The sequence below is a fragment of the Nonomuraea sp. NPDC004186 genome (assembly GCF_053603495.1).
This window is the reverse complement of sequence record NZ_JBSGFQ010000075.1, coordinates 1-22687: the sequence shown is the minus strand read 5'-3', so window position 1 is coordinate 22687 and position 22687 is coordinate 1. Positions and strand designations below refer to the sequence as shown.

Sequence of the window (22687 nt, the reverse complement as noted above, 5' to 3'; positions counted from 1 at the left end):
GTGGTCGGGTCCAGGGTCACGTGCACGTCTGGCGGTACTCCTCCTGGGGCACGAGATTCTCCCACTCCTCTCGGGTGAGGGAGCGGCCCGCGTTGGCACACGCCGCGGCCACCAGGTCGGGGGGTGTGCGGACGTTCCACAGCCGCGCGGTCCTGTCTCCCGAGGCCGTGGCGACCGTCGTCCCGTCTTGGCTGTAGACGAGGTCGGTCACGCCCTTGGTGTGGCCTTTCATCGCGGAACCGAGCCGCCGGTAGGTCAGCAGGTCCCAGAGTTGCACCTCGCCGTTGGTGAGGCCGGTGGCGAGGACCTTCCCGTCGGGGCTGAAGGCGAGCGAGGTCGTCATGCCCTCCTCGGCGATCAGGCCGATGCCGACCGCACGGCGGTGCGGCACGTCCCACAGGCGCACGCTGTTGTCGTAGGCCGTGACGGCCAGCCGCTGCCCGTCGGGGCTGAAGGCCAGGTCGTTGACGAATCCGCCGTGAGCCGTGAACGTCGGGCCGGGCAGCTCCCGGCCGGTGGCGACGTCGAAGAACCGGATCCGGTTGTCGAAGCCCGCGGTCGCCACGATCGTGCCGTCGGGGCTGATCGTCATCGCCGTGATGACGTCGGTGCCGTCGCGTACGGTGATGCGCACTCCGGTGTCCCTGCGGCTCGCGATGTCCCAGAACACGATGGACTTGTCCCGCTGGGCGGCGACGAACCTGCCGTCGGAGCTGATCCTGGCCCACGCGAGCGACTTCTCGTGCGCGACCTCGCGGCGGCTCGCGACGTCCCAGAGCCGTATCCCGTCCAAGCCCTCCGACAGAAGTGTCCGCCCGTCGGGAGTGAACTCCACCCGGTACGCCGCCGCACGGCGGGCGCCCTCGGGATGCAGCGGCGGGCCGAGAGGACGCTGGGTGGCCGCGTCCCACAGCTGGAGGTCGGGGCTCTTCTCGTCGGCGACGCCGGTGACCAGAATCCGCCCGTCCGGGCTCAGCGCGACGGCCCCCAGCGCCGGCACGCGGGTCCCCTTCTGCTGGAGGACCTGCGGGTCGGCCAGCCGGACCACGCCGTCATTGCTGGCGGCGGCCAGCACACTCCCGTCCGGGCTGAACGCGATGTCGTCGACACTGGCGTAGTTGTCCCAGAGCGTGAACAGCTGCTGCCGGCTGGCCGTGTCCCACACCACGGTGCGGCCGCTGTCCCCGCCGGTCGCGATCCGCGTGCCGTCCGGGCTGAAGGCGACCGAGTAGTAACCGGCCGTGCGGTCCTTGAGCATCCCCTTCGGCTTGCGCGTGGCCACGTCCCACACCCGGCCGGTACGGTCCCAGCTCACGGTTACCAGGGTCGACCCGTCCGGGCTGAGCGCCACGTCGCCGAGAGCCTGGGTGTGCCCCGTGAAGGGGGCGCCGAGCTGGCGGGACGCGGCGGTGTCCCAGAGCCGCGCGGTCTTGTCCTCCCCAGCGGTGACCAGGATCTTCCCGTCCCTGCCGTACGTCACCCCGTGGATGGCGTGCCCCTCGTCCGGACGGCCCATGGGAGCCCCGTGCGGGAGGTGCGTGGCCACGTCCCACTGCTGGACCACGCCTTTGCTGTCGCCGGTCGCCAGCGTTCTCCCGTCCGGGTTGAACGCGAGCGCCGTCACGACCTCCTCGGCCTTCACCTGGGCGCCCAGCTCGCGACGGGTGACCACGTCGTAGAACCGGACGCTGTCGAGGCACGCCGTGGCCAGCGTCCGGCCGTCGGGGCTGAAAGCCAGCCGCACGCTCGAACAGTCGTACTTCGCCCGGGTGATCGGAGCGCCGAGCTGCCGCCGCGTCGCCGTGTCCCACAACCGCGCCGTCCCGTCGGCGCCCCCCGTCGCGATGGTCGCGCCGTCGGGAGTGAACGCCACCGCCGTGACGCCCTGCTGGTGCCCGGTGAGCGTCCCCCTGCCGGTACGGGTCGCCGCGGTCAGCACCCGGTTCCTGGCCTCGTTGGTGTGCGCGATCCGCCACGCCGCCACGGCGAGCATCGAGGCCAGGGCGGTGTCGCCGGTGACCTCGCTCTGCGCCGCCAGCTGGCGGGAGCTGGCCAGACCGCGTTGCCAGTTCGCGTCGGCAGCCGCGTTGACGGCGGTGCCGGCAGCGGCGAGCGCGAGGACCGACAGCGCTGCCAGACCCGACATGACGAGCCGGCGGCGCCGGGTCACCCGCCGCGCCTCCCGCGTGGAGGCCGCGACGAAGCTCTCCACGGTGGCGCCGGGCGGGGGGAAGCTGTCGGGGTCGCGCTCCCAGCGGGGCCGGCTGTCCTGGACCGCCAGCAGCCGGGGCCCCCGGTAGAGAAAAGCCGGGTCGCGGTGGTTCTCCGCCCACTGGGCGGCGGCCTCCAGGAGCCCGTCGTACACCGTCTGCGCGGCGAGGTCCGGTTCGAGCCACTGCCGCAGGGTGGGCCAGGCCGTCAGAAGCGCGTCGTGGGCGATCTCGGCGCTGTCCTCGTGCAGGGTGAGCAGGCGCCGGTCGGCGAACGCGGACAGCAGCGCCGCCGTCCGCTCCAGGTCCTCCACCGAACGCGCCGACGCGGCGGCGTGCAGCTCGGCCAGCGTCGCCCGGCGCCGCGCCACCCGGCCGCCCGCGGTGATCGTCGTCATCCGCCGGAAGAACCTGAGCGCCGCCTTGCGATCGTCCGGCCGCAGCCCGTCGAGGGCCTCGTCGGCCGTACGTTGTACGGAGTCGCGTACCCGGCCGGAGTCCTCGTACCCCCGGACTGTCAGGGTGCCCTTCTCGCGCCGCTCCCAGGTGTTGCGCAGGGCCTGGGAGAGCAGGGGCAGAGCGCCGGCCTCGTACCGGTCGCCGGCGCGCAGCTCCGCCAGGATGATCTCCACCAGCCCCTGTTCGAGCTCCAGGCCCGCCGCGGCCGCCGGGCCGGTGATGGCCAGCCGCAGGTCCGGCTCCGTCATCGGCTCGACGATGACCTGACCGTCCTGGATCGCCTCGGCGAACTGCGGGTAGGCGGCGCACCGGTCCCAGTAGTCGGCGCGCACCCCGACGATCACCCCGCCGCCGTCCGCGCCCTCGGCCAGGGCGTGCAGGGCCCGTACGAACGCCTGCCGCTCCCGCTCGTCGCCCACCAGGGTGAACAGCTCCTCGAACTGGTCGACCACCAGTACGAACCGCCCGGTTCCCGCGACGACCTCCCCCGGATCCTCCCGTAATCGCTCGGCCACGGTCTCGACCAGCCCGCCGAACTCCCCCGCCCACACCCCGGCGAGCGCGCCGAACGGCTTCGCGCTCGGCGTCACCAGCAGGCGCGGCCAGTCCCGCGACCCGGCCAGCGGCAGCATCCCCTCCGCCAGCGCCGGCATCAGCCCCGCCCGCAGCAGCGACGACTTGCCCACCCCCGAGGCGCCTGAGACCAGCAGGATGGATCCGTGCCGCGCCAGCCGCCTCCCCAGGCGATCCAGGAGGCTGCGGGTCGCCCGCGTACGCCCGAAGAACAGGTCGGCCTTCGTGCCCTCGAACGGCACCAGACCTTGGTAAGGGCACACATCGTGGGATCGGCCGCCCCCGCCTCGCTCGCCCATGGCGCTCATTCTGGCCAATCGCCCGCACGCCCTCAATCACGTTTGCGCGGATAGCCGGATTCATCCGCCCCGTCCGATTCCGTCCAATGCCGTCCGACCAGTGGCCTGAACAGCCGGGACGCGGTTTCGATGGTCGTGGTTGTGCGCGGGGGCAGGACCGACGAAGAAGACGGGGGTGTCGGGATGTCATTGGGGGCGCTGCTACGCATGTGGCGCAGGAGGGCGCTGCTGACGCAGGAGCAACTCGCCGAACGGGCGGGTCTGAATGTCAGGACGGTGCGTCGGCTGGAGAACGACGGGCTGTTGCAGCCGCGGACCACCTCGGTTCTGCAGCTGGCGAAGGCGCTGGAGCTGGACGGTGCGGAACGGGCGACCCTGAACGCGGTCGCCCGTGGCCGCCCCACCACAGCCCTGGCTGGCCCGTCTGCGACCGGCCCGAGGCCGTGGACCATCCCCCGGCAGCTGCCCGCCGACGTCGCCGCGCCGGGCGTCCGGGAACGCGAACTCGCGATCGTGGAGGACCACACCACCACCATGCCTGAGCTGAACGAGGCCGTCATCTTCGTCAACGGCATGGCCGGGACGGGCAAGACGGTGCTGGCCGTACACGCCGCCCACCGCCTCGCCCCTCGCTTCCCCGACGGGCAGCTCTTCGTGAACCTGCACGGCCACGCCCAGGCGACGGCACCGGTCGAACCGGGCGCCGCCCTCGCCCGCGTACTCCGCACCATGGGCGTCCCGGCGGAACACATCCCGTGGCACCTGGACGACCGCGCCGCGCTGTACCGCAGCGTCCTGGCCGGCCGCAGGCTCCTGATCGTCCTGGACGACGCCGCCGACGAGCGCCAGCTCCACCCGCTCCTGCCCGCCACCCCCGGCTGCCAGGTGATCGTCACCAGCCGCCACCGCCTGACCTGCCCAGGCAACGCCCGCATCCTGTCCCTGGACACCCTGCCCCTGGCAGAGGCGATCACCCTGTTCACCCGCACAGCCGGATGCGACGGGGACACGCCTCCGGACGTCCTGGCCGAGATCGTACGCCGCTGCGGCCTCCTCCCCCTGGCCATCCGCATCGCCGCCGCCTACCTCCAGGCCCACCCCGCCTGGAACGCCCACCACCTGCTCGACCGCCTGGCCGCCGACCGCCTCACCGAACTGACAGCCGGCCACCAAAGCGTCACCGCCGCCTTCGACCGCTCCTACGAACGCCTGCCCACCGACCAGCAAGAGGCCTACCGGCTCCTGGGCTCGGCCCTCCACCCGGCCTTCGACCTCGACACCGCCGCTGCCCTGCTGAACACGACCACCACCCAGGCGATCCGGCTCCTGGACCACCTCCTGAACGCCCACCTCCTGCAGGAGCCGGCCCCGGGCCTGTACCGGCTCCACGACCTGATCCACGCGCACGCCTCCGCGCTGTGGCCGCCGGACGGTGTCAGGGCGCCCCTCCGGGTCCGCTGCCAGACCGCCTTACTGACGTAGCCGGCGGCGCCTGGCCAGTACGCGGGCCGCGCCGATCCGGAGGCGGGGAACGAGCCCCCGGCACCGGCCGCGTTCCACCCACCTCATGCGACCCGCACCTTCCCGACCCACTTGGTCTGCGTTACACCCGGCCGGTTGGGTGCGATCACGGCAACATCTCCTTCGAGCATTGTGCCGAGGTCTTCACCGCCCTGGACCTGGACGGCTCAGGCGCGCTGGATCGCACCGAATTCCACCAGGCGCTCGCGGAGTACTTCTACGGCAACGACCCCGATGCTCCCGCCAACCACTTGTTCGGCAGAGTCGCCGACTGACGGACCCCGAAGAGCCTCCGGCTGTCAAGATGCAGCGCCCGCAGCGAAGCGAGGACGAACGATCTTGACGCGGGACGAGCCGCGGCGATCGTCGCAACGTCGAGAAAGTCCAACGACCAGCCAGGAGCCCCTCACCATGGCCACGCTCAGCACGTGATGTACCCGACGCCCGAGGCATACCTAGGCCTGATGCAGTCGCCCGCCTCCGGCGGCGCGACCGGGTTGTATGTGGCACTCAACCCGCTGGTGGAGTGGCTGCTCATGCCCGCGGCACTGGCCCTGGCCTGGCACCGCTCCCGGCGGCGCCGGCTGCTGCTGGCCGCCGGCGGCGTCTACTATCCGCAGCGCCTGGCCACTTACCTGTACTTCGCGCCCACCGTGCTCGGCTGGACCCACGGGGCGACGCTTGCCGAGGTGGGCCTGTGGATCACCCTTGACGTGGCCAGGATGGCCCTGGACCTGGCCGTCGTCGCCATCCTGGTCACGGCGATCGTCGCCGACAAGCGCTGAAGGCGTCGAGGGCCACGAGTAGATCACTGTGGCTCCACGTCCGTAGCACTCGGACATGTCTCCACTGTTTGATCGGGGTGCTGCCTTCTACCGTGAGTGCAAGCGTGTGAGGCGGTGGTGACGATGGGCTCGTTGCTGGAGGAACTGGCGCGGCAGGAGGCTGTGGCCCGGCAGCGGATCGAGGAGATCCGGGAGCAGATCATCGCTTTGGAGTCACGGCTGGAGGCCGAGCAGGATCGGTTGTCGCGGCTGGTGATCACGCGGGAGACCGTGGAGGAGATCTTGGGCGAGCCGGCCCGACTGGTCGACGAGCCCGCAGGTGCTGTCGAGGTCGTCGATGTGGCCGCGTCGGTGCAGGTGGGGCCGTCGGCGCTTGGGGTGGTGACGGTGCCTCCGTGGCAGCCGGGCGTGACGGTGGCGGTGTTGCCGCGGCGTATCGGGACGCGGCGGAGATCATGGTCGATGCCGGGAGAGCGTTGCGGGCCGGGCAGATCGCGGTGGCGATGGGGTTGCCGGATGAGGCCGCCAAGCGGGAGGGGCTGCGCTCCAAGCTCAAGCGGCTGGTGGAACGCGGATGGGCGCGTGAAGAGGGACCGGGACTGTTCACGGTGACCGAATCGCGGCACTGCGCGGTACGAGGTTCGGCGCGACAGTCAAACGATCAAGAGGCCAGATCCACGATCTTGGGATCTAGCCTCTGAGCTGGTGAAACTCTGTGGGGCTACCAGGACTTGAACCTGGGACCTCTTCCTTATCAGCCTTTACCAGGCGTTCAACCCTACGTGGCCAACTGACTATCGAAGCCGTAAAATCGCAGGTAGGACAGCGGTTGAGTGCCCAGCGCGTGTCGTCGGAGATCGGTCCGTGCCGCACCGTCCTGATGGCAAATCGGTGGCAGGTGATCACACAGTGAGGGGAGTGGACGCCGGTGGGATTCTCTCGGCAACGCATCGGCAAGGGCGGCAAGGTCCGTTACGCGGCCGTCTACCGGGACCTGAAAGGCCAGATCCGGCACGCTGGCACATTCACCACAGAGAAGCAGGCCGACAAGGCATGGCAGCGCGCTGAGTCCGAGGCCGCAAAGGGACGCATCTGGGATTCCAAGCGAGGCCGCCAACCATTCAAGGACTACGTCGAAGATACCTGGCTTCCAAACCATGAAATGGAAGCCAGTACCCGTCAGAACTACACGTACGTCATTCGGAAGCACTTGATCCCAGAGTTCGGATCCATGCGGATGATCGACATCATGCCTGAGCACGTCCGGGCATGGATCGCTTCAGCGAAAGCCGCCGGGACGAAACCGGTGACCATCCAGAAAGGGAAGATCATCCTCAGTGCGATCTTCACGACTGCCCTGAATGACCAGGTGACGTTCCTACACCCCTGCAAGGGTGTGAAGTCCCCACCCGTCGCGGCCAAGCCCCGCACGATCATCACCCCAGAGCAGTTCGACATCCTCTATGAGGAGCTGCCCAACGAAGACGCTCGCCTGCTGGTCGAAACCGACATCGAAACCGGGCTGCGCTGGGGCGAGCTCACCGAGCTGCGTGTGCGAGATTTCGATACGAGGACCAGGATCCTGACGATCAGCCGAGCCGTTGTCGAGCTGAACCCCAAGTTCCACCCCCAGGGTGGGCGCTTCCTTGTCAAGGAATATCCAAAGGACAAGGAGTTCCGCCGCTTCAAGATCAGCAAGCAGCTGGCGGACAAGCTGGCAGCTCATATCAAGCAGAACAAGCTCGATCCGGACGATCTCCTGTTCACCTGGCGGGTAGAACTCACGACCGCAGCTCCCCTGCCGGCCTCGTCACCAATCGCTCTCGGATTCACAAAGCCTGACGCCACGGGAAAGACCTACCAGCACGGCACCTTGATGGCCTACAACATAGGAAAGTGTCGATGCCCGCACTGCCGGGCCGCTCTCGCTCAGTACCGTGCCGAACGACGCCGGGTCAATGGCAAGGACAAACCTCGCCGTCCCCGGGCAGTCCGAGAGACGGATGGACACATTCCCGCCGAAGCATTCCGCAAGCAGGTATGGAAGCCCGCCCTTGCCAAGGCCGGACTCACGATCAACGTCCGAATTCACGACCTTCGTCATGCACACGCCTCATGGCTGCTGTCGGGCGGTGCCGACCTTCAAGTAGTCAAAGAACGCCTCGGCCACGCCTCCATCGCGACCACCGAGAAGTACCTGCACACCCTGGACGACGCGGATGAGACCGCCTTGGACGCGTTTTCAAGGATCCGCAACCGTTCAGCGCGATAAGAAAGCGGTCTGTCCGAGTGCGGGCACACCCGGACAGACCTTGATCCTCAACCCTGACAAGGAGGACCAAGTCTCTTGAAGGACAGTACGCCTGGCCAAGGCTGGAGGGCGCCGACCTCAGATGCGATCATTCGCCGAACCACAACGGCAGCGGTGGCGATCCTTGCCGGGATTGCCGCGGTTGTCAGCTACCGCCACATGCACGAGCTCGCCGTTCGACACGGCGAGGAGGCGTGGTCAGCGGCATTGGTCCCGCTGAGCGTCGACGGCATGATCGTTGCCTCTTCCATGTCCATCCTCTACGCGAGCCGACGGGGGAAGCGGGGTAGCCCTCTTGCTTGGACGCTCCTGATCATAGGCAGTCTGGCTAGTCTGGGCGCCAATGTCGCAGTCGCTGATCCTTCCATAATTGCCCGTATCGTCGCCGCCTGGCCTTCCTTCGCCTTGATCGGCGCTTACGAGATGTTGATGGGTCAGGTGAGGCAGGCTCGTGAAGCACAGAAGAGCGCCGAGGAGCACGCCCCAACCTCAGTTGGTCACTCGTCCGCTGAATACGATGCAGGTGATGGAGGCCACAGTTCACCGCGAGACCGTATCCGAGATCTCCACCGATCGGCCTGGCAATGGGCCCAGGCCAACCGCAGACAGGACGGTAACCTCCCTTCCGGGAGGGCCATAGCCCAAGCCTTCGACCGATCTGCTCGCTGGGGGCGACTCATCAAAAAAACCGGCCTCGCCGGCGACCTCGGTTGACTTGGCGACTTCGTCTTTCGTGGCGCTTTCCCAGCATCACCGTGCAGGAGAGTTAGTGCGCAGGGCGGATGTCCCAAGAGCCGCACTAATCTTCGACGCAGGCGTTCAGGACTTCAGGGGAAGCATTGCGGCTGACCAAATGCACGCGAGCCCAACTCTTCGAACGGGTAGGCGTGCACTACGGCCTCTGCTCTTGATCGCATCTAAAACGTGGGACCTTCGCGTCGATAAGCCTTACCTCGCGAGGCTTATCGTTGGGTGTTGAACGCCTTCTCCAGATTGCCCATTTCCTGCCCAACGAGGCTCTTGATCAGCAGGGCGAGTGCCATCGCCACTCCAGCGATTACGGCGGTAATGATCACCCACTCAACCGCTGACGCGCCTCGGTTTGGCGCGTTACGGGCACGCTGAACACGCACATCCAGGTAGGCCTGGATGTAGCTCCACGGCGTCATGGCCTCAACCATAGGTCCACAGAGCCCGAGTGAATACAATAAGTAATGTAACCGTTACTTTAAGTCATGCCTCGTTGGCGCCGTCAACGCGAGCCAGGGGGGAACCGCAGCCCTCGACCTCGATACCGTGCAAGATCAAGGGCTGTAGCGGCACCAAGAACGGTGTCGACCTAGTGGCCACCTGGCCATACTGACGCCTTGCAGCCATCCCAGACGACCAGTCTGTTAGCGCCGAGGTTCCCGTAGCAGAGCTTGAAGACCTTGACCGACCCCCAGAAGGAGTCGTCCGTAGCGCAGCCGCCCTGGGGTGCCCGTACCTCGAATGCCTTCCTGGCGTCGATGGGATTGTCGTTGTGCCAGACCGCCTTGTAGACGTGGCTGTCGTCCTTGCCGTCGCATACCCTGATCGACGATCGGTCGGCGGGGACCGTCACACCGCCGTCGGCGTAGCTGTCTCGCCAACCCGACGTCCCGGCCGATGCCGGTACGGCGGCGCTCAGGATCAGTCCGCTTACGAGTAGCGCGATCGATCCAATTGCCCGTGGTGCCATCACGTCCTCCATCCCTTTGCAGTTCCAGGAGAATTACTTTAAGTAGTTATCCGACTACGTCAAGTAGGTAGCGCTGATCGGGCTGCATCGTGGCAGGCACCAGTCGGGAGAGATCACGTCGCCCGCTTGCGCGCCATAGATCGCATCCGGTAGCTCCGACTCCATTGGACGTCGAGGATCTTCACCGGGGCCGCCTCAGTGGTCGCTGGGTGAAGAGTGACTCAGCCACCATGGATAGTCGGGCGAGCTACGTGGTGGGCGGAAGCTGGCGCGCCGCTCCACCGCTTCCAGCATCAGGGTGATGTCGTGGGACCTCAGGTTGGCGCGGTCCGCATATCTTCTTAGGAGCTTGGCGGTTCTGAAGATCGAGGTGAGACCGAGGTCGGCGGCGACCCTGATAGCCAGCCGATCGTCCGTAGCGAAGGGCAGCGCGCGGTGCATGGCGAGGGCAAGGCACTCGGCTTCGCCACCATCGACCTGGCCGGCGAGGCGTACGAAGGTGGCGGTCGCGTCCCCTGGAATATTGTCAATGTGTTAAGAGGTCGCTATCTGGCACCGCGCAGGGCAGGCGCCAGCGGCGAACCGGAGGCCACCAGGCCAGGTGAGCGGCGTTCGGCGAACCCACCATCGAGGGTGGGGCGGTACAGGACCACCAGTGCGCCCAGTCGGTGGCGCCGCCCTGGAGATAATGCGGGCGCCCTTGCGGCCAGCAGTAGGTCGTCGATGTCGAGGCTGAGATCTCCTCGGCACGAGGACACGTGTCATACAGGGCCGCCACAGCGTCTTGTCGCACAGGGGTGCCTTCAGCTCGAACAGCGCGGCGATCTGTCCACGCGACAGCGCCCGAGTGCGGTCTGGCGACGCGACCCATCAGGCCACCGCGGCCTCCAGCAGCGCTCCGTCCCGCCGCCGATGAGCGCCATGCCCTTGGCCGCCGTTGCCCTACCGGAGCGCGAAGAATCGCCAGGGGACGACCAAGATTTCTTCATCCGTGGGTCTCATCTCGTAGGCCGGGGAAAGCCCATCCGGCTAAGAGGGGAGAACTCTTCTTCCGAGGGAGGCATGATGGGACGGCCCATACTGGTCGGCTACGACGAGTCACCAGCGAGCACGCTGGCATTGTGCTGGGCGATCGAGGAGGCGCGGCTACGCAAGTCCTCTGTTCTGGTGTGTCATGCCTGGCAGTGGCCGTACCCGCTGCGTCCTGTGGAGCAGGAACTCCTGGCACGGGTCGAGCAGGTCGCCGCCCATGTGGTGGACGGGGGCGTATACCGAGCTCGGAGCCTGGCCCCTGACATGGACGTCCGGCCACGACTGGCGAGAGGGACGGCCTCCACGGTGCTCCTGCAAGCCGCACGCGAGGCAGAGCTGACAGTGCTTGGGTCAAGAGGGCAAGGTGGTTTCGAAGACCTGCGGGTGGGATCTGCTGCTGTGCAGGTGCCCGCGCACAGTGCCGGGCCGGTTGTCGTCGTCCGGCCTGACGCGATGCCGACTGGTGACGGAACGCGGATCGTAGTCGGTGTCGATGGCTCGCCAGCCAGTCTGGCGGCGTTCGGTCTCGCTTTGGAGGAGGCCGCGCTCCGCGGCGGTGCTGTGATCGCGATCTGTTGCTGGCGAGATGATGGGCCGCCCGCCGGGACGGACTGGCAGCCGTTCGTCGATTCCCAGGCGATCAGAAGAGGGGCGGAGGTTCGTTTCCACGAAGTGACGTCCCATCTGACCGCCAAACACCCGGGGGTTCCTGTCACTACAGAATTCGTGGCCGAGCGACCGGAGAAGGCTCTGATCGACGCGACCAAGGGCGCGGCCCTACTCGTGCTCGGCAACCGGGGGAACGATTCGCCCCCTTGTCTTCTGCTGGGACCGGTCACTCAGATCGCGCTGGCCGAAGCCCGATGCCCGGTGGCGGTGACCCCGCCGCCTTGATTTCCGCCGCAACTGGGTGATGTTCCCGCCCGACTATGGACCGCCCGGGGAGAATGAGCGCACCCCGTGACGTGAGGTCCAAGATCCGCTGCTTGTCGGTGGTTGCCATGAGTGAACCGCTGCTACCGAGCAGCGAGCGTGGAACAAGACGCCGCGGCTGACCGAGCTGAACAGCCGCGGTCCGACAGTGCCGAGTCCGTGCGAGCCCACCACCAGTAGGTCCGCCCGTTCGGACGCATCGACCAATGCGTCCACGGGCTGCTCGGATCGAACGTCCTCGATTACCGTCACCTGGGTGTACTGCTTGCGGAGCGCTTCCAGCCGATCGTGGACGATCTGGTGGACCTCGTGCATGTCATAGGCGGCCTCCGGTGCGAGGGCATGTACAGCCCTCAGGGTGGCGCCGCGCAGCCTCGCCTGCTCGAAGGCGTAGGCCAGCGCCGGCTCGCACACCAATGAGGTGTTCACCCCGACCACGACCTCCTCGTACGCAGGTCTCAACTCGCCGCTCACCACGACAACCGGGCAGGTGGCCTGGCCGGCCAGATCAACGCTGACCGAGCCTGGCAGCAGGCCATTGAACCCACCCAGCCCACACCTGCCGACCACGATCTCGGTCGCGTCCTTCGCCAGCTCGCGCAGGGCCGGGGCAGCCGCGCCCTCAGCCTCCTGTGTGGTGACCTCTACCGCAGGGCAGCACTCCTGGACGAGGGCTTCCGCTTCGCGCAGGATCCTTTGCCCTCTACCGAGCAACTCGTCGGCCAGGTCGGGATTGGTGTTCTTGCCGATCTGACTTGTGGAAGGGTCCATGGCATGCACGATCCTTAGCGGTAGGCGCATCCGGAAGGCGTCGCCGATTGCCCACTTCACAGCGGTCCGCGACGCCGCCGAGCCGTCCACTCCTACGATGATCACCGCGTCTGCTCCTTCGCTCACACCTCCATCGGACCGGCCGCCGGTTCGCGATTGCAGAGCCGGAAGTCAGTCCGGCCAGGGCCGAAAGCCCTCGCCACGTTGTGCGACGGAGTAGTGCTCACGGTTACTGTGCCGAGGGCTACGTAAAGGTCGAGAACTCTGTGACCGTCTGGCACCCGTCACAGGTCCTCATCCGGCTCTATTTCTTCCACGAGATCTTGTATGGATCGATTTCCCGCAAAGGGACCAAAGGGCGCGATTTTAGGACCTTTGCCTCACGTCTACGGTCTGGACGCCTCCCAAGCTGAAAGGGACAGAAACGCATCATCCCCTCGAGGGGATTCAGCACCGGAGTGCCGATCGGGGCTGTTGCTCGACTGGCAAGCCTTCCGGCGGATCTCAGGAGGTGTGCCGTGATCATAGTTGGGGTCGACGGATCGCAGGCAGGCATGGAGGCCGTCAGCTGGGCGGCGAGAGAGGCCACGCTTCGCCACGTACCGCTCATCGTGGCCCACGCCATGCCCCGATGGATCTGCGAGACCAAGAACGGCCGCCTTGCCGAGGTGGCCACGTGGATGCGCGAGGGCTGCGAGACCGTGCTCGCCGGGGGCAAGTCGCGGGCAGTCCATGAACAGCCGACGGCCGAGGTGAAAACCCTCGTACTGCCAGGGGATCCGCGTCTGGCCTTGATAGAGGCATCGCAGGACGCCGAACTCCTGGTGGTCGGCAGTCATGGACTCGGAGGCGTACGCGGCATGCTGGTCGGCTCGGTGGCCTACGGCGTCGCCGGCCACGCCGCGTGTGACGTCGTCGTGGTACGCGCGTTGCCGTCGCTCCCCCATGGTGAGGTCGTGGCAGGCGTCGACGGCTCGACCCGATCCCGTGCGGTGCTGGACTTCGCATTCGCCGAGGCGGAGCTGCGAAAGGCGCGGTTGCGTGCCGTACACGCATGGGCCTGGCCACGGCTGGGCGGCTTCGCACCCGCGGACCCCGAGAGCGAGCAGAAAGAGTTGCTCGTGCTCAAGGAAGCGCTCGCCGGTCACCAGGGACAACATCCGGACGTCGAGATGATCGCGGAGAACGTGCATGGGCATCCCGTCGAAGTTCTGCGCCAGGCTGCGACCGGAGCCGACCTGCTCGTGGTCGGGTCACGCGGGCACGGAACGCTCACCGGGATGGTCCTCGGGTCAGTGAGTCACGCGCTCCTGCACCATTCGCCATGTCCGCTGGTCGTGGTTCGGGACAGCGGCGGCGGCCAGTGGTGATCGGTCAAGTGTCATGCGTCTCTTCACATGTCCCGTCTGGCTGCACGGTCCATGTCATGGTGTCGCTTGCCTCAGGCTCCTCATACAGCATCCGCCTCGTATGCGACCGGCCATCTGCTCGGCTCCGGCGGATGTGCCGCCCAGCCAGACGGCCGAGGTAGAAGAGAACAACCGCAGAACACGACGTTCGGAACGTCTGCAGAGAGAACTGGAGGCGTGTTCGTAGACCGCCACGAGATAGGGGTGCTGTTCCAGCCGGAGTTGAGGCTCGCGACGTGATCTGCCTGCCCCTCAACGCCATGGCGGTCGACGTGTCTGGGTGGGCTCAGTCGGTCTTCCTGTACTCCGGTCGAAGGTGACTGCTGACCCGCGATGTCATCACCTTGGTCATGCTCGGCCTGGGCATGATCGTCCTTCAGGAGCTTTCACGTGGGTTGAAAGAAAGGCCGAAAGCCCCTTCTGACCTGGGACGTTGGCCGCTATCCGAGCGACGCCGCACGCCGCCACTGTGAAGCATGAAGGGCACTGCGTGAGGAGGACGTCATGGGTATGACGCTTTTCACTATCGATCCTTGGGACGGCTGGGATCACATGGGGGGCGCTGGATGGGGATGGCTGTGGAGCGGTTTCATGATGCTGTTCTGGCTCGCTCTCATTGCACTGGTTGTCTGGCTGGTCGTCCGGGCTGCTATGGAGCGGCGTCAGAGCTCTCCCGTCGAGCGTTCCGGCGCCGAACGGGCACGGGATGTGCTGGCCGAGCGGTACGCACGTGGCGAGATCTCCACTGAGGAGTACCAGGACAGGCTCAGCCATCTCGGCGGAGCATCCTAGGCCCCGGATAGCAGGAGCGGCGAACGTCGGCCATGGCACACCTGGTCGATCACCGTGATGTGATCAATGGGCATGGGCGGCTTTGTCCGTGGGGTGGGTGGGTCGTTGAGGGCGAGGCGGGTGCAGGATCCGGTCGAGGCGGACGGCGGCGTAGCCGAGGACCGACAGTGCGCCGACGATGAGCAGGTCGCCAAGGGCCAGCGGTTGGGTGCCGAGCAGCTCTTGGAGCGGTGGGAGGTACAGCCCGGCGAGTTGCAGGACGAGCGCACCGACGACGGCGAGCAGGAGCGTCGGATTGGCCAGCGTGCCCGGCCGGGTGCGGGAGCCGAGCGCGACACCGAGCTGGGTGGCGCCGAGGGCGAAGAAGGCCATGCTCTGCCAGGGGCGGCCGGTCTGGTGGGCCCAGATGGCGACGCCGAGGGTGACGGCGGTCAGGATGACGGCGATGCGGATCAGGCGCTGCCACAGTCCCGCACCCAGGATGCTCTGGCTGGGCGGCCGCGGTGGGGTGGCCATGGATCCGGGGATGGCGGGCTCGCCGCCGAGGGCCACGCCGGGCAGTCCGTGCGTGAGCAGGTTGATCCACAGGATCTGGGCGGGGAGCAGGGGCAGCGCGAGCCCGGCGAACGGTCCCAGCAACATCACCGCGATCTCGGCTGCCCCGCCGGACAGGCCGTAAACCAGGAAGCGGCGGATGTTGGCGTAGACGCGACGGCCCTCCTCGACGGCCGCGACGACGGTGTCCAGGTTGTCATCGGCGAGGACGAGGTCGGCTGCCTGGCGGGCGACCTCCGTGCCGCGTTCGCCCATGGCGACACCGATGTCGGCGCGTCGAAGCGCCGGGCCGTCGTTGACGCCGTCACCGGTCATCGCCAGGGTCTCGCCGTACGCGCGCAGGTCCTCGATGATGTCGAGCTTCTGCCCGGGTGTGGCGCGGGCGTACACGCTGACCTTGGCATGGCCTGTCGTCCCGGGATCGCGGAGATCCGCCACCGGATCACCGGCATTGATGATGCCCAGATCGGTGGCGATGGCCCGGGCGGTCCCCGGATGATCACCGGTGATGAGGAGCGGTCTGATGCCGGCCTGCTTGCAGGCGGCAATCGCGGTGGCCGCGGCCGGGCGCGGCGGGTCCAGGATCGCGACCAGCCCGAGCAACGACAACCCGCTCTCCGGCGTGGTTTCCGGAACAGCGGGCAGGTTGTGACTCGCGACCGCCAGGACTCGGTAACCGTCCCGGGCCAGTTGCTCGGCGCGTTCGGCGGCGCGGGCCAGAAGCGTCGGATCGTCGGTCAGGACGGTCGAGCTGAGGAGCACATCGGGTGCACCCTTGCAGATCACGCGGCCATGCCCGCCGGGCAGGCGATGCACGGTGCTCATGCGCTTGCGTTCGCTGTCGAAAGGGCGCTCGGTCACCCGTGGGAATCGCTCCTGCAGGTGCTTACGGTCCAGACCGAGCTTGGCGGCGGCGGCGAGCAGGGCCGCCTCGGTGGGATCGCCCAGCGCCGTCCAGTCCGCGCGAGGGTCTTGGGGTGGTGACAATCTGGCGTCGTTGCACAGTACGGCCGCCGTCAGCAGGTCGGTGAGGGTCTCGATGTCGAGGGAGTCATCACACACGATCTGGCCGTCGGGTGCGTATCCGGATCCGGTGATCGTGGCCTCACCCGTAGGAGTCCATAGGCGCCGGGCGACCATCCGGCCCTCGGTGAGGGTGCCGGTCTTGTCGGTGGCGAGGACGGTCACCGCGCCGAGGGTCTCCACGGCGGGCAGCCTGCGGACGAGCGCGTTACGCGCGGCCATCCGGCGGGCCCCCAAGGCCAGGCTCAGGGTCACGACCGCGGGCAGGGATTCGGGTACGGCCGCGACCACCAGGCTGATCGCGGTCACCACCATCAGCTCGACCGGTTGCCCGCGGACCAGTCCCAGCGCCAGCACCAGCGCGGACAGCGCGACCGCGACGCCGGCCAGCAGGCGGCCGACCCCGACCAGGCGCCGCTGCAACGGCGTCAGACCGGCCCCCTTGACCATCATGGACGCGATCCGGCCGCTCGCGCTCGCCGCCCCTACTGCGGTGACCACTGCCCGGCCACGCCCCCGTACCACGACGGTGCCCGAGGAGACCGGATCGTCGCCGGTCTTGTCCACCGGCACCGACTCTCCCGTCAAGGACGACTCGTCCACGAGCAATGCCGCCGACTCCACCACCGTGGCGTCGGCCACGACGATGTCGCCTTCGGCCAGGACCAGCAGGTCTCCCACGACGACGCCGGCCGCCGGGACCTCCGTCTGGGAACCGTCGCGGATCACGCGCGCCACCGGCGCCGTGAGCTGTGACAACGCGGTTATTGCCCGGTCGGCGCGGACCTCCTGCGCCACGCCGACGGAGGTGTTGACGACGATCACGAGCATGATCACGGCGGTGTCGGTCCAGTCGCCGGTGACGATGGTCAATACCGCCGCCACGAGCAGGACGATGATCAGAGGATCGCGAAGCTGGGCGGCGACCCGTCGCCACAGCGGTACGGGCGGCTTCTGCGGGAGCGTGTTGGGCCCATCCTGCTCCAGGCGCACGGCCGCCTCCGCAGACGACAGTCCGGAGCGTGTGGGGATCACCACGTCTTCCTCCTTGATCCGCGGTTGGCCAAGGCGCCGCATCATCCCGCCTACCTGTTTTCGCAGGAAACGAACCCGGAGCCCAGGGACGAAGGTCCCGCCCGGCAAGGCCGGACGGCAGGCCGCTTACGCCGAGAAGCTCATACGCCACAAACCGGCAGGATCAGCGCTTTCCGTCATGGAGCGCCAAGGCGAAGGGACTGCTCACCACTCTCATCCCACGCGCGTCCTGCTGAAATGGTCGGTGAACCAGTCGCATGCCAGGCCGCCGACGGTCTCCAGCGTTCCGGGCCCTTCGAACAAGTGTGTGGCATCAGTGATGACCTGCAGGTCGTTCTCACACTGCAACCGCACCTGCGCCGCCCGATTGAGGCCGAGCACCAGTTCGTCACGATCGCCCACGATCAGCAGCGTCGCCGCTCGCACCGCCGACAACCGCGGCCCGGCCAGATCTGGTCGTCCACCTCGTGAGACAACGGCGGCCACCTGGTTGCCCGGTTCCGCCGCAGCCCACAGTGCGGCCGCCGCCCCGGTGCTGGCTCCGAAATAGCCAACCGGTAGCACCGCGGCCCGAGGCTGATCACTCAGCCAGTTCGTCACCTGCATGAGCCTTCCGGCCAGCAACTCGATGTCGAACACGTTGCCGCGGTCGTACTCCTCCTCGACCGTGAGCAGGTCGAAGAGCAAAGTACCCAGACCCGCACGGTTGAGTACGGAGGCCACGTACCGGTTGCGAGGACTGTGCCGGCTGCTACCACTACCGTGCACGAAGATCACTATCCCTTCGGCCTCCTCCGGAATGACGAGCTGCCCCGGCAGCCGGACATGACCCGCATTTACTGTCACCTCGTCGGCAGGTTCCGGCGGATCAGATCTTGCCCCTCGCCCCTTTCCACGCACCGTGCCCTCGGCGGTAGGCGGTGCGGCCCGCTGCAGCAGTTCGACCACCTGCTCGTCGGTGTTCTGGGTGAAGTCGGTGTACCAGGAGCCAATGGCCCACAGAGTGGAAGGCGTCTCCAAGCAGGTCACCTCGTCGGCGTCCTCGCGCAGACCCTCAAGCGTGTCCGGCGTTCCGACAGGGACCGCCAAGATCACTCGCGCGGCCCCGCGCGCACGAGCCACCTGGCAGGCGGCGCGAGCGGTGCTGCCCGTGGCGATCCCATCGTCAACCAGGATCACCGTACGGCCCGCAAGGTCGATCGGTGCGCGATCGCCGCGAAAGCGGCGGGCACGGCGCGACACCTCTGCCTGCTCGCGCTTCTCCACTTCGGACATCTCCTCATGCGTCACCTCCGCCAATCGGACGACATCCGAATTGATCACGCGTATGCCGCCCTCTCCGATCGCGCCGAATCCCAGCTCGGGCTGGAACGGCACTCCCAGCTTTCGGACCACGATCACATCCAGCGGCGCGCTCAAGGCCCGAGCCACCTCGAAGGCCACAGGTATGCCGCCTCTGGGCAGCCCGAGGACGACCACGTTCTCATCGGTGATGAGTCCAGCCAGCCGTTCGGCCAGACGAACGCCCGCATCATGACGATCAACAAACATCAAGCCTTACGCCTCCCCAAACCCTGCAGCGGTTGATCACCTTGCCTATCCATCCTCGCCTCCATCACATATCGTCACCCTTCATTACATTTTGTAGTATCACCAGGCTAGTCGGCCTGAATCGCGCGTTACCTTCCTAGGTTCGTCAAGTACGCAAGTGCGGCCGACGCCACCCCGGCAGCACCAGTTGGGAAGCCTGACGCCGTTACCGGCCGCCCCTTGGTGACGGCTTCGTGGCAGGCGTGGCGTCCAAGCGGAGGGAGCTCAGCACGGACTAGATCATGCTGCGCGCAACGCATCCGGCCTTTATCCGCGGAAGTTCTATCGTGGAGAGTATGGGTGGGATCACCCTCAGGCGGCAGTACCTGGCAGGGGTCACCATCATCATGGTCAGCGGGGAACTCGACCTGGCAACTGCCGATGAGCTAGAGGAGTTTGTACGCCGAGTCCACCGGGCCGGCGATGAAGTCGTCATGGACCTGGCCGGCACCTCCTTCATGGACTGCACCGGGTTGAACGCGTTGCTGCACCTACGGCAGGAGATCAGCCGCGATGGCAGCACCCTTCGGCTGGCCGGCCTACAGCGTGAGCCCATTCGTGTCCTGCGGCTCAGCGGAATGGACCGGTGGTTGCCGACGCACGACAGCCTTGAGCAGGCGCTCACCGCGGCCACTGGGCGCAGGCACCGGGGCACGCCAGGCGGCCTCATCGGCAGCACCTAACGGCCCTCACGTCGCGGTGGTGCCACGGCTGACCACATCGAGAAGGCACCTTGCTCTGATCCCTCTAGATGATCTATTCCAAGGGGTTTAGTGGTCGTAGGCGGTCAGTGCGCGCATGACGGGCTGTCTGGTGTGGTCGTTGTGCCAGATCGCAGCAGTCAGCGCGAGGATCCGCTGGAGCACGCGCACGATCACTCCGCCGGGGGTGCGGCCACGGTGGCGTTCGAGGTCGAGTTGGCCCTTGAAGGTCTCATTGACCGACTCGATGACCTGCCGCAGCGGCTTGAACAACTGGGCTCCGGCCCGTTCGGGCTCGCCCTCGCGGGCCGGTCGCAGCAGCCGGAGTTCCCACTCGGCGAGTTGGCGCTCGAAGGCGGCGCCGAAGTAGTTCTTGTCGCCGATCAGCGCCTGCCCGACCCGGTCGCTCAGCAGGCCGGGCTCGACGTCGAACATGGCCAGCAGCGTCTGGCGCTCGTCGGCTTTGGCCCCGGTCAGCGCGAACGTGACGGGCAGGCCGTGCAACGTGCACACCAGGTGCAGCCGCAGCCCCCAAAAGAACCGCGAATGGCTGGCGCAGTAGCCGTACTCAGCCCATCCGGCCAGGTCGGAACGCTTCGGTCCCGCGGGAGCGGCCGCACTCCACCGGGGTGGAGTCCACGATCCACACATCGTCGCTCCACAGCGTGGTGTTGACGGCGAGCAGCCGGGTGACCTGCTGGATCAGACCCGCGGCCTTGCGCAGCCGCTTGTTGTAGCCGGGCTGTTTGGGCAGGTAGGGGAACAGATGCCGGAGGTGAGCGCGGGTGCGCCGGATCCAGCGGGCCTCGGAGGTGAAGCCGAGCATGGCCTGCATCACCGCCAGGGTGACCAGCTCCGCGTCGCTGAGCTGCGGTGCGATGCCCCCCGCCGGGCGCCATGGCGCGAGCTGCGGCGATCCCTCCAGCAGGTCGTCGGTCTTCACGTAGAGCGCGGTCGCGAGGGAGTCCAATTCTGTCTTCACACACCGACATTGGGCTCCCTCACCTCGTGCGCGCAGGCGATCCCTTGAAACGATCATCCTGGAGTCGGCGCCGCGGAGGACATGGCCGCCCTGTGCGAGGTTCCCGCACCGCGCAGGCGCCGCGCGGCGAGCGGTACGCCGCTGCGCCGCCGGGAGCGGCGCAGCGAAGCCATGCAATGTGCGCCCGATCGATCAGGACGCCTCGTTCTGAGGCTTCAGGTGATCGGGCAGGCCGGTATTGGGGATGCCGAACTTGTGCGCGTACTGATCGTTGAGTTCCGACCAGCCGAAGTCGACTGCCGCGGCGCCGCGGATCGGCGGGATCGGATGCCCTTCGAGCAGCTTCTCGACCACGTCGAGGCAGATGTGCCAGCCGGCCGCGACCTTCGGGATCCAGTCGCGGTCCTGAACGGTGTGCCGCAGTGTCAGCCGGGCACCGGTGTCGGTGGCCGCCAGCTCCCAGCGCAGCAGATCGGTGCCGAGGGTGTACTCCAGCAGCGTCGGTGGTTGGGCGCGCACAACCTCGGCCGCCATGTCCTGGGGCTTTTCATCGTCGATCATCGTGATCGTGGCGCCGCCTGCCTCGGAGAGATTGCGGTCAGCAGTATACGGCGCCCACGCTGCGAGTTGTTCGGGCTCGGTCAGCGCGGCCCACACTTTCTCGGGCGGGTGGCGCAGGTCGCGGGTGAAGACCAGGGTCCAGCGGTCTTCCGTCGCCTCGCAGTCGACCTGGGCCGGCGGGCTCGGGTGGTATGCGTTGGGGGTCATGACTACTCCAGGTTGTCGAGGTGGCGCTCGAGAGCGTCGAGATGCCGGTCCCACAGGGCGCGATACGGCTGAAGCCAGTCGTCGAGTGCCTGAAAGGGGCCTGCGTGAATGCGGTAGATCCGCCGCTGCGCCTCCGTACGGCAGGTGACGAAACCGGCCTCCCTGAGCACCTTCAGCTGCTTGGACACCGTGGGCTGGCTGACGTCGAGCGCCTCCACCAGTTCGTTCACGCTGCTCTCGGCCGCCAGGAGCCGGTCGAGAATCCGACGCCGGGTTGGTTCGGCGAGCACAGAGAACGTATCGACGGACATGCCCACTATATTCCTCATCCAGCATATGCCTGTCAAGGCATATGCGCGCCCGCTGGGGCTGCCGCACCAAGCGAGTCCGCCCAGTGGACCATCCGCCAACCGGTCATGCGGGCGTCGACGACGCGACCACTGAACACCTTGGAATAGATCATCTAGGAACCTCAGCTGCACTTTCCGCTGGCGTGGTGGCGAAAGCGGGCTCTACCGATGTCGTCGTCCCGGCCCTGGCCAGCGGGACGCATGCTCCATGCGCTCATTTAAGCGCCCCGAATCGGGTGGCCGACCGCTCAGCCTCTATGATCTTCGCTCTCGATCTGGCGAAGCCGCTGAGACTGCCTGTGATGGACCGCTGCCCCTGTCTTTCCATCCAGATGAGGAAACCGATGAACAACGCGAACGGCAGGAAGCCAACAAGTGAGGTGATCAAGGCGTTTCCTCCCTTCGTTCCGTTGATCTCGACATGATGAGTCCGAAGTCGGGGTTCCAGCTGGCTGGCGTTGAGCGCTGTCGAGATCTGGCTGGTGAACCGGGTGCCGTTGCTCAGACGCCCTGAGACGTGCCCTGGTCGTCGATCGTCACTGCCTGCACCTGTCCGACGGTCACGTGACCGCCGGCCGACGCTCGGGTCCTGCCTCCGGAGTCGGCATGCCGAATGTGGGAAGAGCGTCCCTTGAGGGGAGAGGACCAACGGAGGTGCATGATGAAGGCTGTCGTTGGAGACAAGCTGGTCATCGAGGGCCGTCACGAGAGTGATCCGCGCCGGGTCGGCGTCATCACCGAGGTGGAGCACACGGACGGCTCGCCGCCCTACATGGTGCACTGGTTCGACTCAGAGCACGACACCCTGGTGTTCCCAGGGCCCGATGCGAGGGTCGAGCACGTGAACGCATGAGGCACCCCAGAGTTC

18 protein-coding genes and 1 pseudogene are annotated in these 22687 nt (G+C 67.2%); 10 read left to right on the top strand and 9 right to left on the bottom strand.

Features of this window, described 5'->3' with window-relative positions; genetic code table 11:
• Nucleotides 1-16: 16 nt before the first annotated feature.
• The gene (locus ACWEPL_RS43310; RefSeq protein ID WP_452439620.1) at nucleotides 17-3541 is read right to left on the bottom strand and encodes an nSTAND1 domain-containing NTPase; all 3525 of its coding nucleotides are present in this window, start codon (nucleotides 3539-3541) and stop codon (nucleotides 17-19) included.
• A 183-nt stretch (nucleotides 3542-3724) separates the two neighbouring features.
• Between ACWEPL_RS43310 and ACWEPL_RS43305 the strand changes: the two genes are divergently transcribed.
• The 5 genes from ACWEPL_RS43305 (at nucleotide 3725) to ACWEPL_RS43285 (ending at nucleotide 8872) form a co-directional block, all read left to right on the top strand.
• Nucleotides 3725-5023, top strand: coding sequence for an NB-ARC domain-containing protein (locus ACWEPL_RS43305; protein WP_452439619.1), 1299 nt, complete (start codon nucleotides 3725-3727; stop codon nucleotides 5021-5023).
• Nucleotides 5024-5490: 467 nt separating this feature from the next.
• Nucleotides 5491-5847, top strand: a complete 357-nt coding sequence (locus ACWEPL_RS43300; protein WP_452439618.1) for a hypothetical protein — start codon at nucleotides 5491-5493, stop codon at nucleotides 5845-5847.
• Between the two features lie 132 nt (nucleotides 5848-5979).
• Nucleotides 5980-6459 (top strand): hypothetical protein, encoded by a 480-nt coding sequence (locus ACWEPL_RS43295; protein WP_452439617.1) that lies wholly within the window; start codon nucleotides 5980-5982, stop codon nucleotides 6457-6459.
• Between the two features lie 316 nt (nucleotides 6460-6775).
• On the top strand, nucleotides 6776-8119 hold the full coding sequence (locus ACWEPL_RS43290; RefSeq protein WP_452439616.1) for a tyrosine-type recombinase/integrase: 1344 nt from the start codon (nucleotides 6776-6778) through the stop codon (nucleotides 8117-8119).
• A 75-nt stretch (nucleotides 8120-8194) separates the two neighbouring features.
• Nucleotides 8195-8872 (top strand): DUF2637 domain-containing protein, encoded by a 678-nt coding sequence (locus ACWEPL_RS43285; RefSeq protein ID WP_452439615.1) that lies wholly within the window; start codon nucleotides 8195-8197, stop codon nucleotides 8870-8872.
• Nucleotides 8873-9120: 248 nt separating this feature from the next.
• Here ACWEPL_RS43285 and ACWEPL_RS43280 read toward each other — a convergent pair whose 3' ends face one another.
• Together ACWEPL_RS43280 and ACWEPL_RS43275 are read right to left on the bottom strand one after the other, a co-directional pair.
• Nucleotides 9121-9327, bottom strand: a complete 207-nt coding sequence (locus ACWEPL_RS43280; RefSeq protein WP_452439614.1) for a hypothetical protein — start codon at nucleotides 9325-9327, stop codon at nucleotides 9121-9123.
• Nucleotides 9328-9497: 170 nt separating this feature from the next.
• Nucleotides 9498-9890, bottom strand: coding sequence for a hypothetical protein (locus ACWEPL_RS43275; RefSeq protein ID WP_452439613.1), 393 nt, complete (start codon nucleotides 9888-9890; stop codon nucleotides 9498-9500).
• Between the two features lie 1050 nt (nucleotides 9891-10940).
• Here ACWEPL_RS43275 and ACWEPL_RS43270 point away from each other — a divergent pair.
• Complete coding sequence (locus tag ACWEPL_RS43270) at nucleotides 10941-11804, top strand: universal stress protein (protein ID WP_452439612.1); 864 nt, start codon at nucleotides 10941-10943, stop codon at nucleotides 11802-11804.
• Between the two features lie 33 nt (nucleotides 11805-11837).
• Here ACWEPL_RS43270 and ACWEPL_RS43265 read toward each other — a convergent pair whose 3' ends face one another.
• On the bottom strand, nucleotides 11838-12719 hold the full coding sequence (locus ACWEPL_RS43265) for a universal stress protein (protein WP_452439611.1): 882 nt from the start codon (nucleotides 12717-12719) through the stop codon (nucleotides 11838-11840).
• Between the two features lie 413 nt (nucleotides 12720-13132).
• Between ACWEPL_RS43265 and ACWEPL_RS43260 the strand changes: the two genes are divergently transcribed.
• Both ACWEPL_RS43260 and ACWEPL_RS43255 read left to right on the top strand, forming a co-directional pair.
• Nucleotides 13133-13984, top strand: coding sequence for a universal stress protein (locus ACWEPL_RS43260; RefSeq protein WP_452439610.1), 852 nt, complete (start codon nucleotides 13133-13135; stop codon nucleotides 13982-13984).
• Between the two features lie 543 nt (nucleotides 13985-14527).
• Nucleotides 14528-14815, top strand: coding sequence for an SHOCT domain-containing protein (locus ACWEPL_RS43255; RefSeq protein WP_452439609.1), 288 nt, complete (start codon nucleotides 14528-14530; stop codon nucleotides 14813-14815).
• Between the two features lie 63 nt (nucleotides 14816-14878).
• Here the strand turns inward: ACWEPL_RS43255 and ACWEPL_RS43250 are convergent, their stop codons facing one another.
• Complete coding sequence (locus ACWEPL_RS43250; protein WP_452439608.1) at nucleotides 14879-17431, bottom strand: cation-translocating P-type ATPase; 2553 nt, start codon at nucleotides 17429-17431, stop codon at nucleotides 14879-14881.
• Between the two features lie 210 nt (nucleotides 17432-17641).
• Nucleotides 17642-18979 (bottom strand): phosphoribosyltransferase family protein, encoded by a 1338-nt coding sequence (locus tag ACWEPL_RS43245; RefSeq protein WP_452439647.1) that lies wholly within the window; start codon nucleotides 18977-18979, stop codon nucleotides 17642-17644.
• A 281-nt stretch (nucleotides 18980-19260) separates the two neighbouring features.
• Between ACWEPL_RS43245 and ACWEPL_RS43240 the strand changes: the two genes are divergently transcribed.
• Nucleotides 19261-19701: an anti-sigma factor antagonist gene (locus ACWEPL_RS43240; RefSeq protein WP_452439607.1), complete on the top strand. Its 441-nt coding sequence runs from the start codon at nucleotides 19261-19263 to the stop codon at nucleotides 19699-19701.
• An 87-nt stretch (nucleotides 19702-19788) separates the two neighbouring features.
• Here ACWEPL_RS43240 and ACWEPL_RS43235 read toward each other — a convergent pair.
• The 3 genes and pseudogenes from ACWEPL_RS43235 to ACWEPL_RS43225 all read right to left on the bottom strand — a co-directional run bounded on the left by ACWEPL_RS43235 (nucleotide 19789) and on the right by ACWEPL_RS43225 (nucleotide 21780).
• Nucleotides 19789-20701: pseudogene (locus ACWEPL_RS43235) on the bottom strand (IS982 family transposase).
• A 192-nt stretch (nucleotides 20702-20893) separates the two neighbouring features.
• A complete protein-coding gene (locus ACWEPL_RS43230; protein WP_452439606.1) occupies nucleotides 20894-21469 on the bottom strand; it encodes an SRPBCC family protein in 576 nt (191 codons plus the stop codon).
• Nucleotides 21470-21471: 2 nt separating this feature from the next.
• A complete protein-coding gene (locus tag ACWEPL_RS43225; protein WP_397371993.1) occupies nucleotides 21472-21780 on the bottom strand; it encodes an ArsR/SmtB family transcription factor in 309 nt (102 codons plus the stop codon).
• Nucleotides 21781-22477: 697 nt separating this feature from the next.
• Here ACWEPL_RS43225 and ACWEPL_RS43220 point away from each other — a divergent pair.
• Complete coding sequence (locus ACWEPL_RS43220) at nucleotides 22478-22672, top strand: DUF1918 domain-containing protein (protein WP_449907996.1); 195 nt, start codon at nucleotides 22478-22480, stop codon at nucleotides 22670-22672.
• The last annotated feature ends 15 nt before the right edge of the window (nucleotides 22673-22687 follow it).

What these genes read in the sequence shown, in the direction of transcription:
- ACWEPL_RS43220 (WP_449907996.1), top strand. Translation starts at nt 22,478, where the DNA reads ATGATGAAGGCTGTCGTTGGAGACAAGCTGGTCATCGAGGGCCGTCAC.
- ACWEPL_RS43310 (WP_452439620.1), bottom strand. Translation starts at nt 3,541, where the DNA reads ATGGGCGAGCGAGGCGGGGGCGGCCGATCCCACGATGTGTGCCCTTAC.
- ACWEPL_RS43305 (WP_452439619.1), top strand. Translation starts at nt 3,725, where the DNA reads ATGTCATTGGGGGCGCTGCTACGCATGTGGCGCAGGAGGGCGCTGCTG.
- ACWEPL_RS43275 (WP_452439613.1), bottom strand. Translation starts at nt 9,890, where the DNA reads ATGGAGGACGTGATGGCACCACGGGCAATTGGATCGATCGCGCTACTC.
- ACWEPL_RS43240 (WP_452439607.1), top strand. Translation starts at nt 19,261, where the DNA reads ATGCTGCGCGCAACGCATCCGGCCTTTATCCGCGGAAGTTCTATCGTG.
- ACWEPL_RS43245 (WP_452439647.1), bottom strand. Translation starts at nt 18,979, where the DNA reads ATGTTTGTTGATCGTCATGATGCGGGCGTTCGTCTGGCCGAACGGCTG.
- ACWEPL_RS43230 (WP_452439606.1), bottom strand. Translation starts at nt 21,469, where the DNA reads ATGACCCCCAACGCATACCACCCGAGCCCGCCGGCCCAGGTCGACTGC.
- ACWEPL_RS43255 (WP_452439609.1), top strand. Translation starts at nt 14,528, where the DNA reads ATGGGTATGACGCTTTTCACTATCGATCCTTGGGACGGCTGGGATCAC.
- ACWEPL_RS43270 (WP_452439612.1), top strand. Translation starts at nt 10,941, where the DNA reads ATGATGGGACGGCCCATACTGGTCGGCTACGACGAGTCACCAGCGAGC.
- ACWEPL_RS43280 (WP_452439614.1), bottom strand. Translation starts at nt 9,327, where the DNA reads ATGACGCCGTGGAGCTACATCCAGGCCTACCTGGATGTGCGTGTTCAG.
- ACWEPL_RS43225 (WP_397371993.1), bottom strand. Translation starts at nt 21,780, where the DNA reads ATGTCCGTCGATACGTTCTCTGTGCTCGCCGAACCAACCCGGCGTCGG.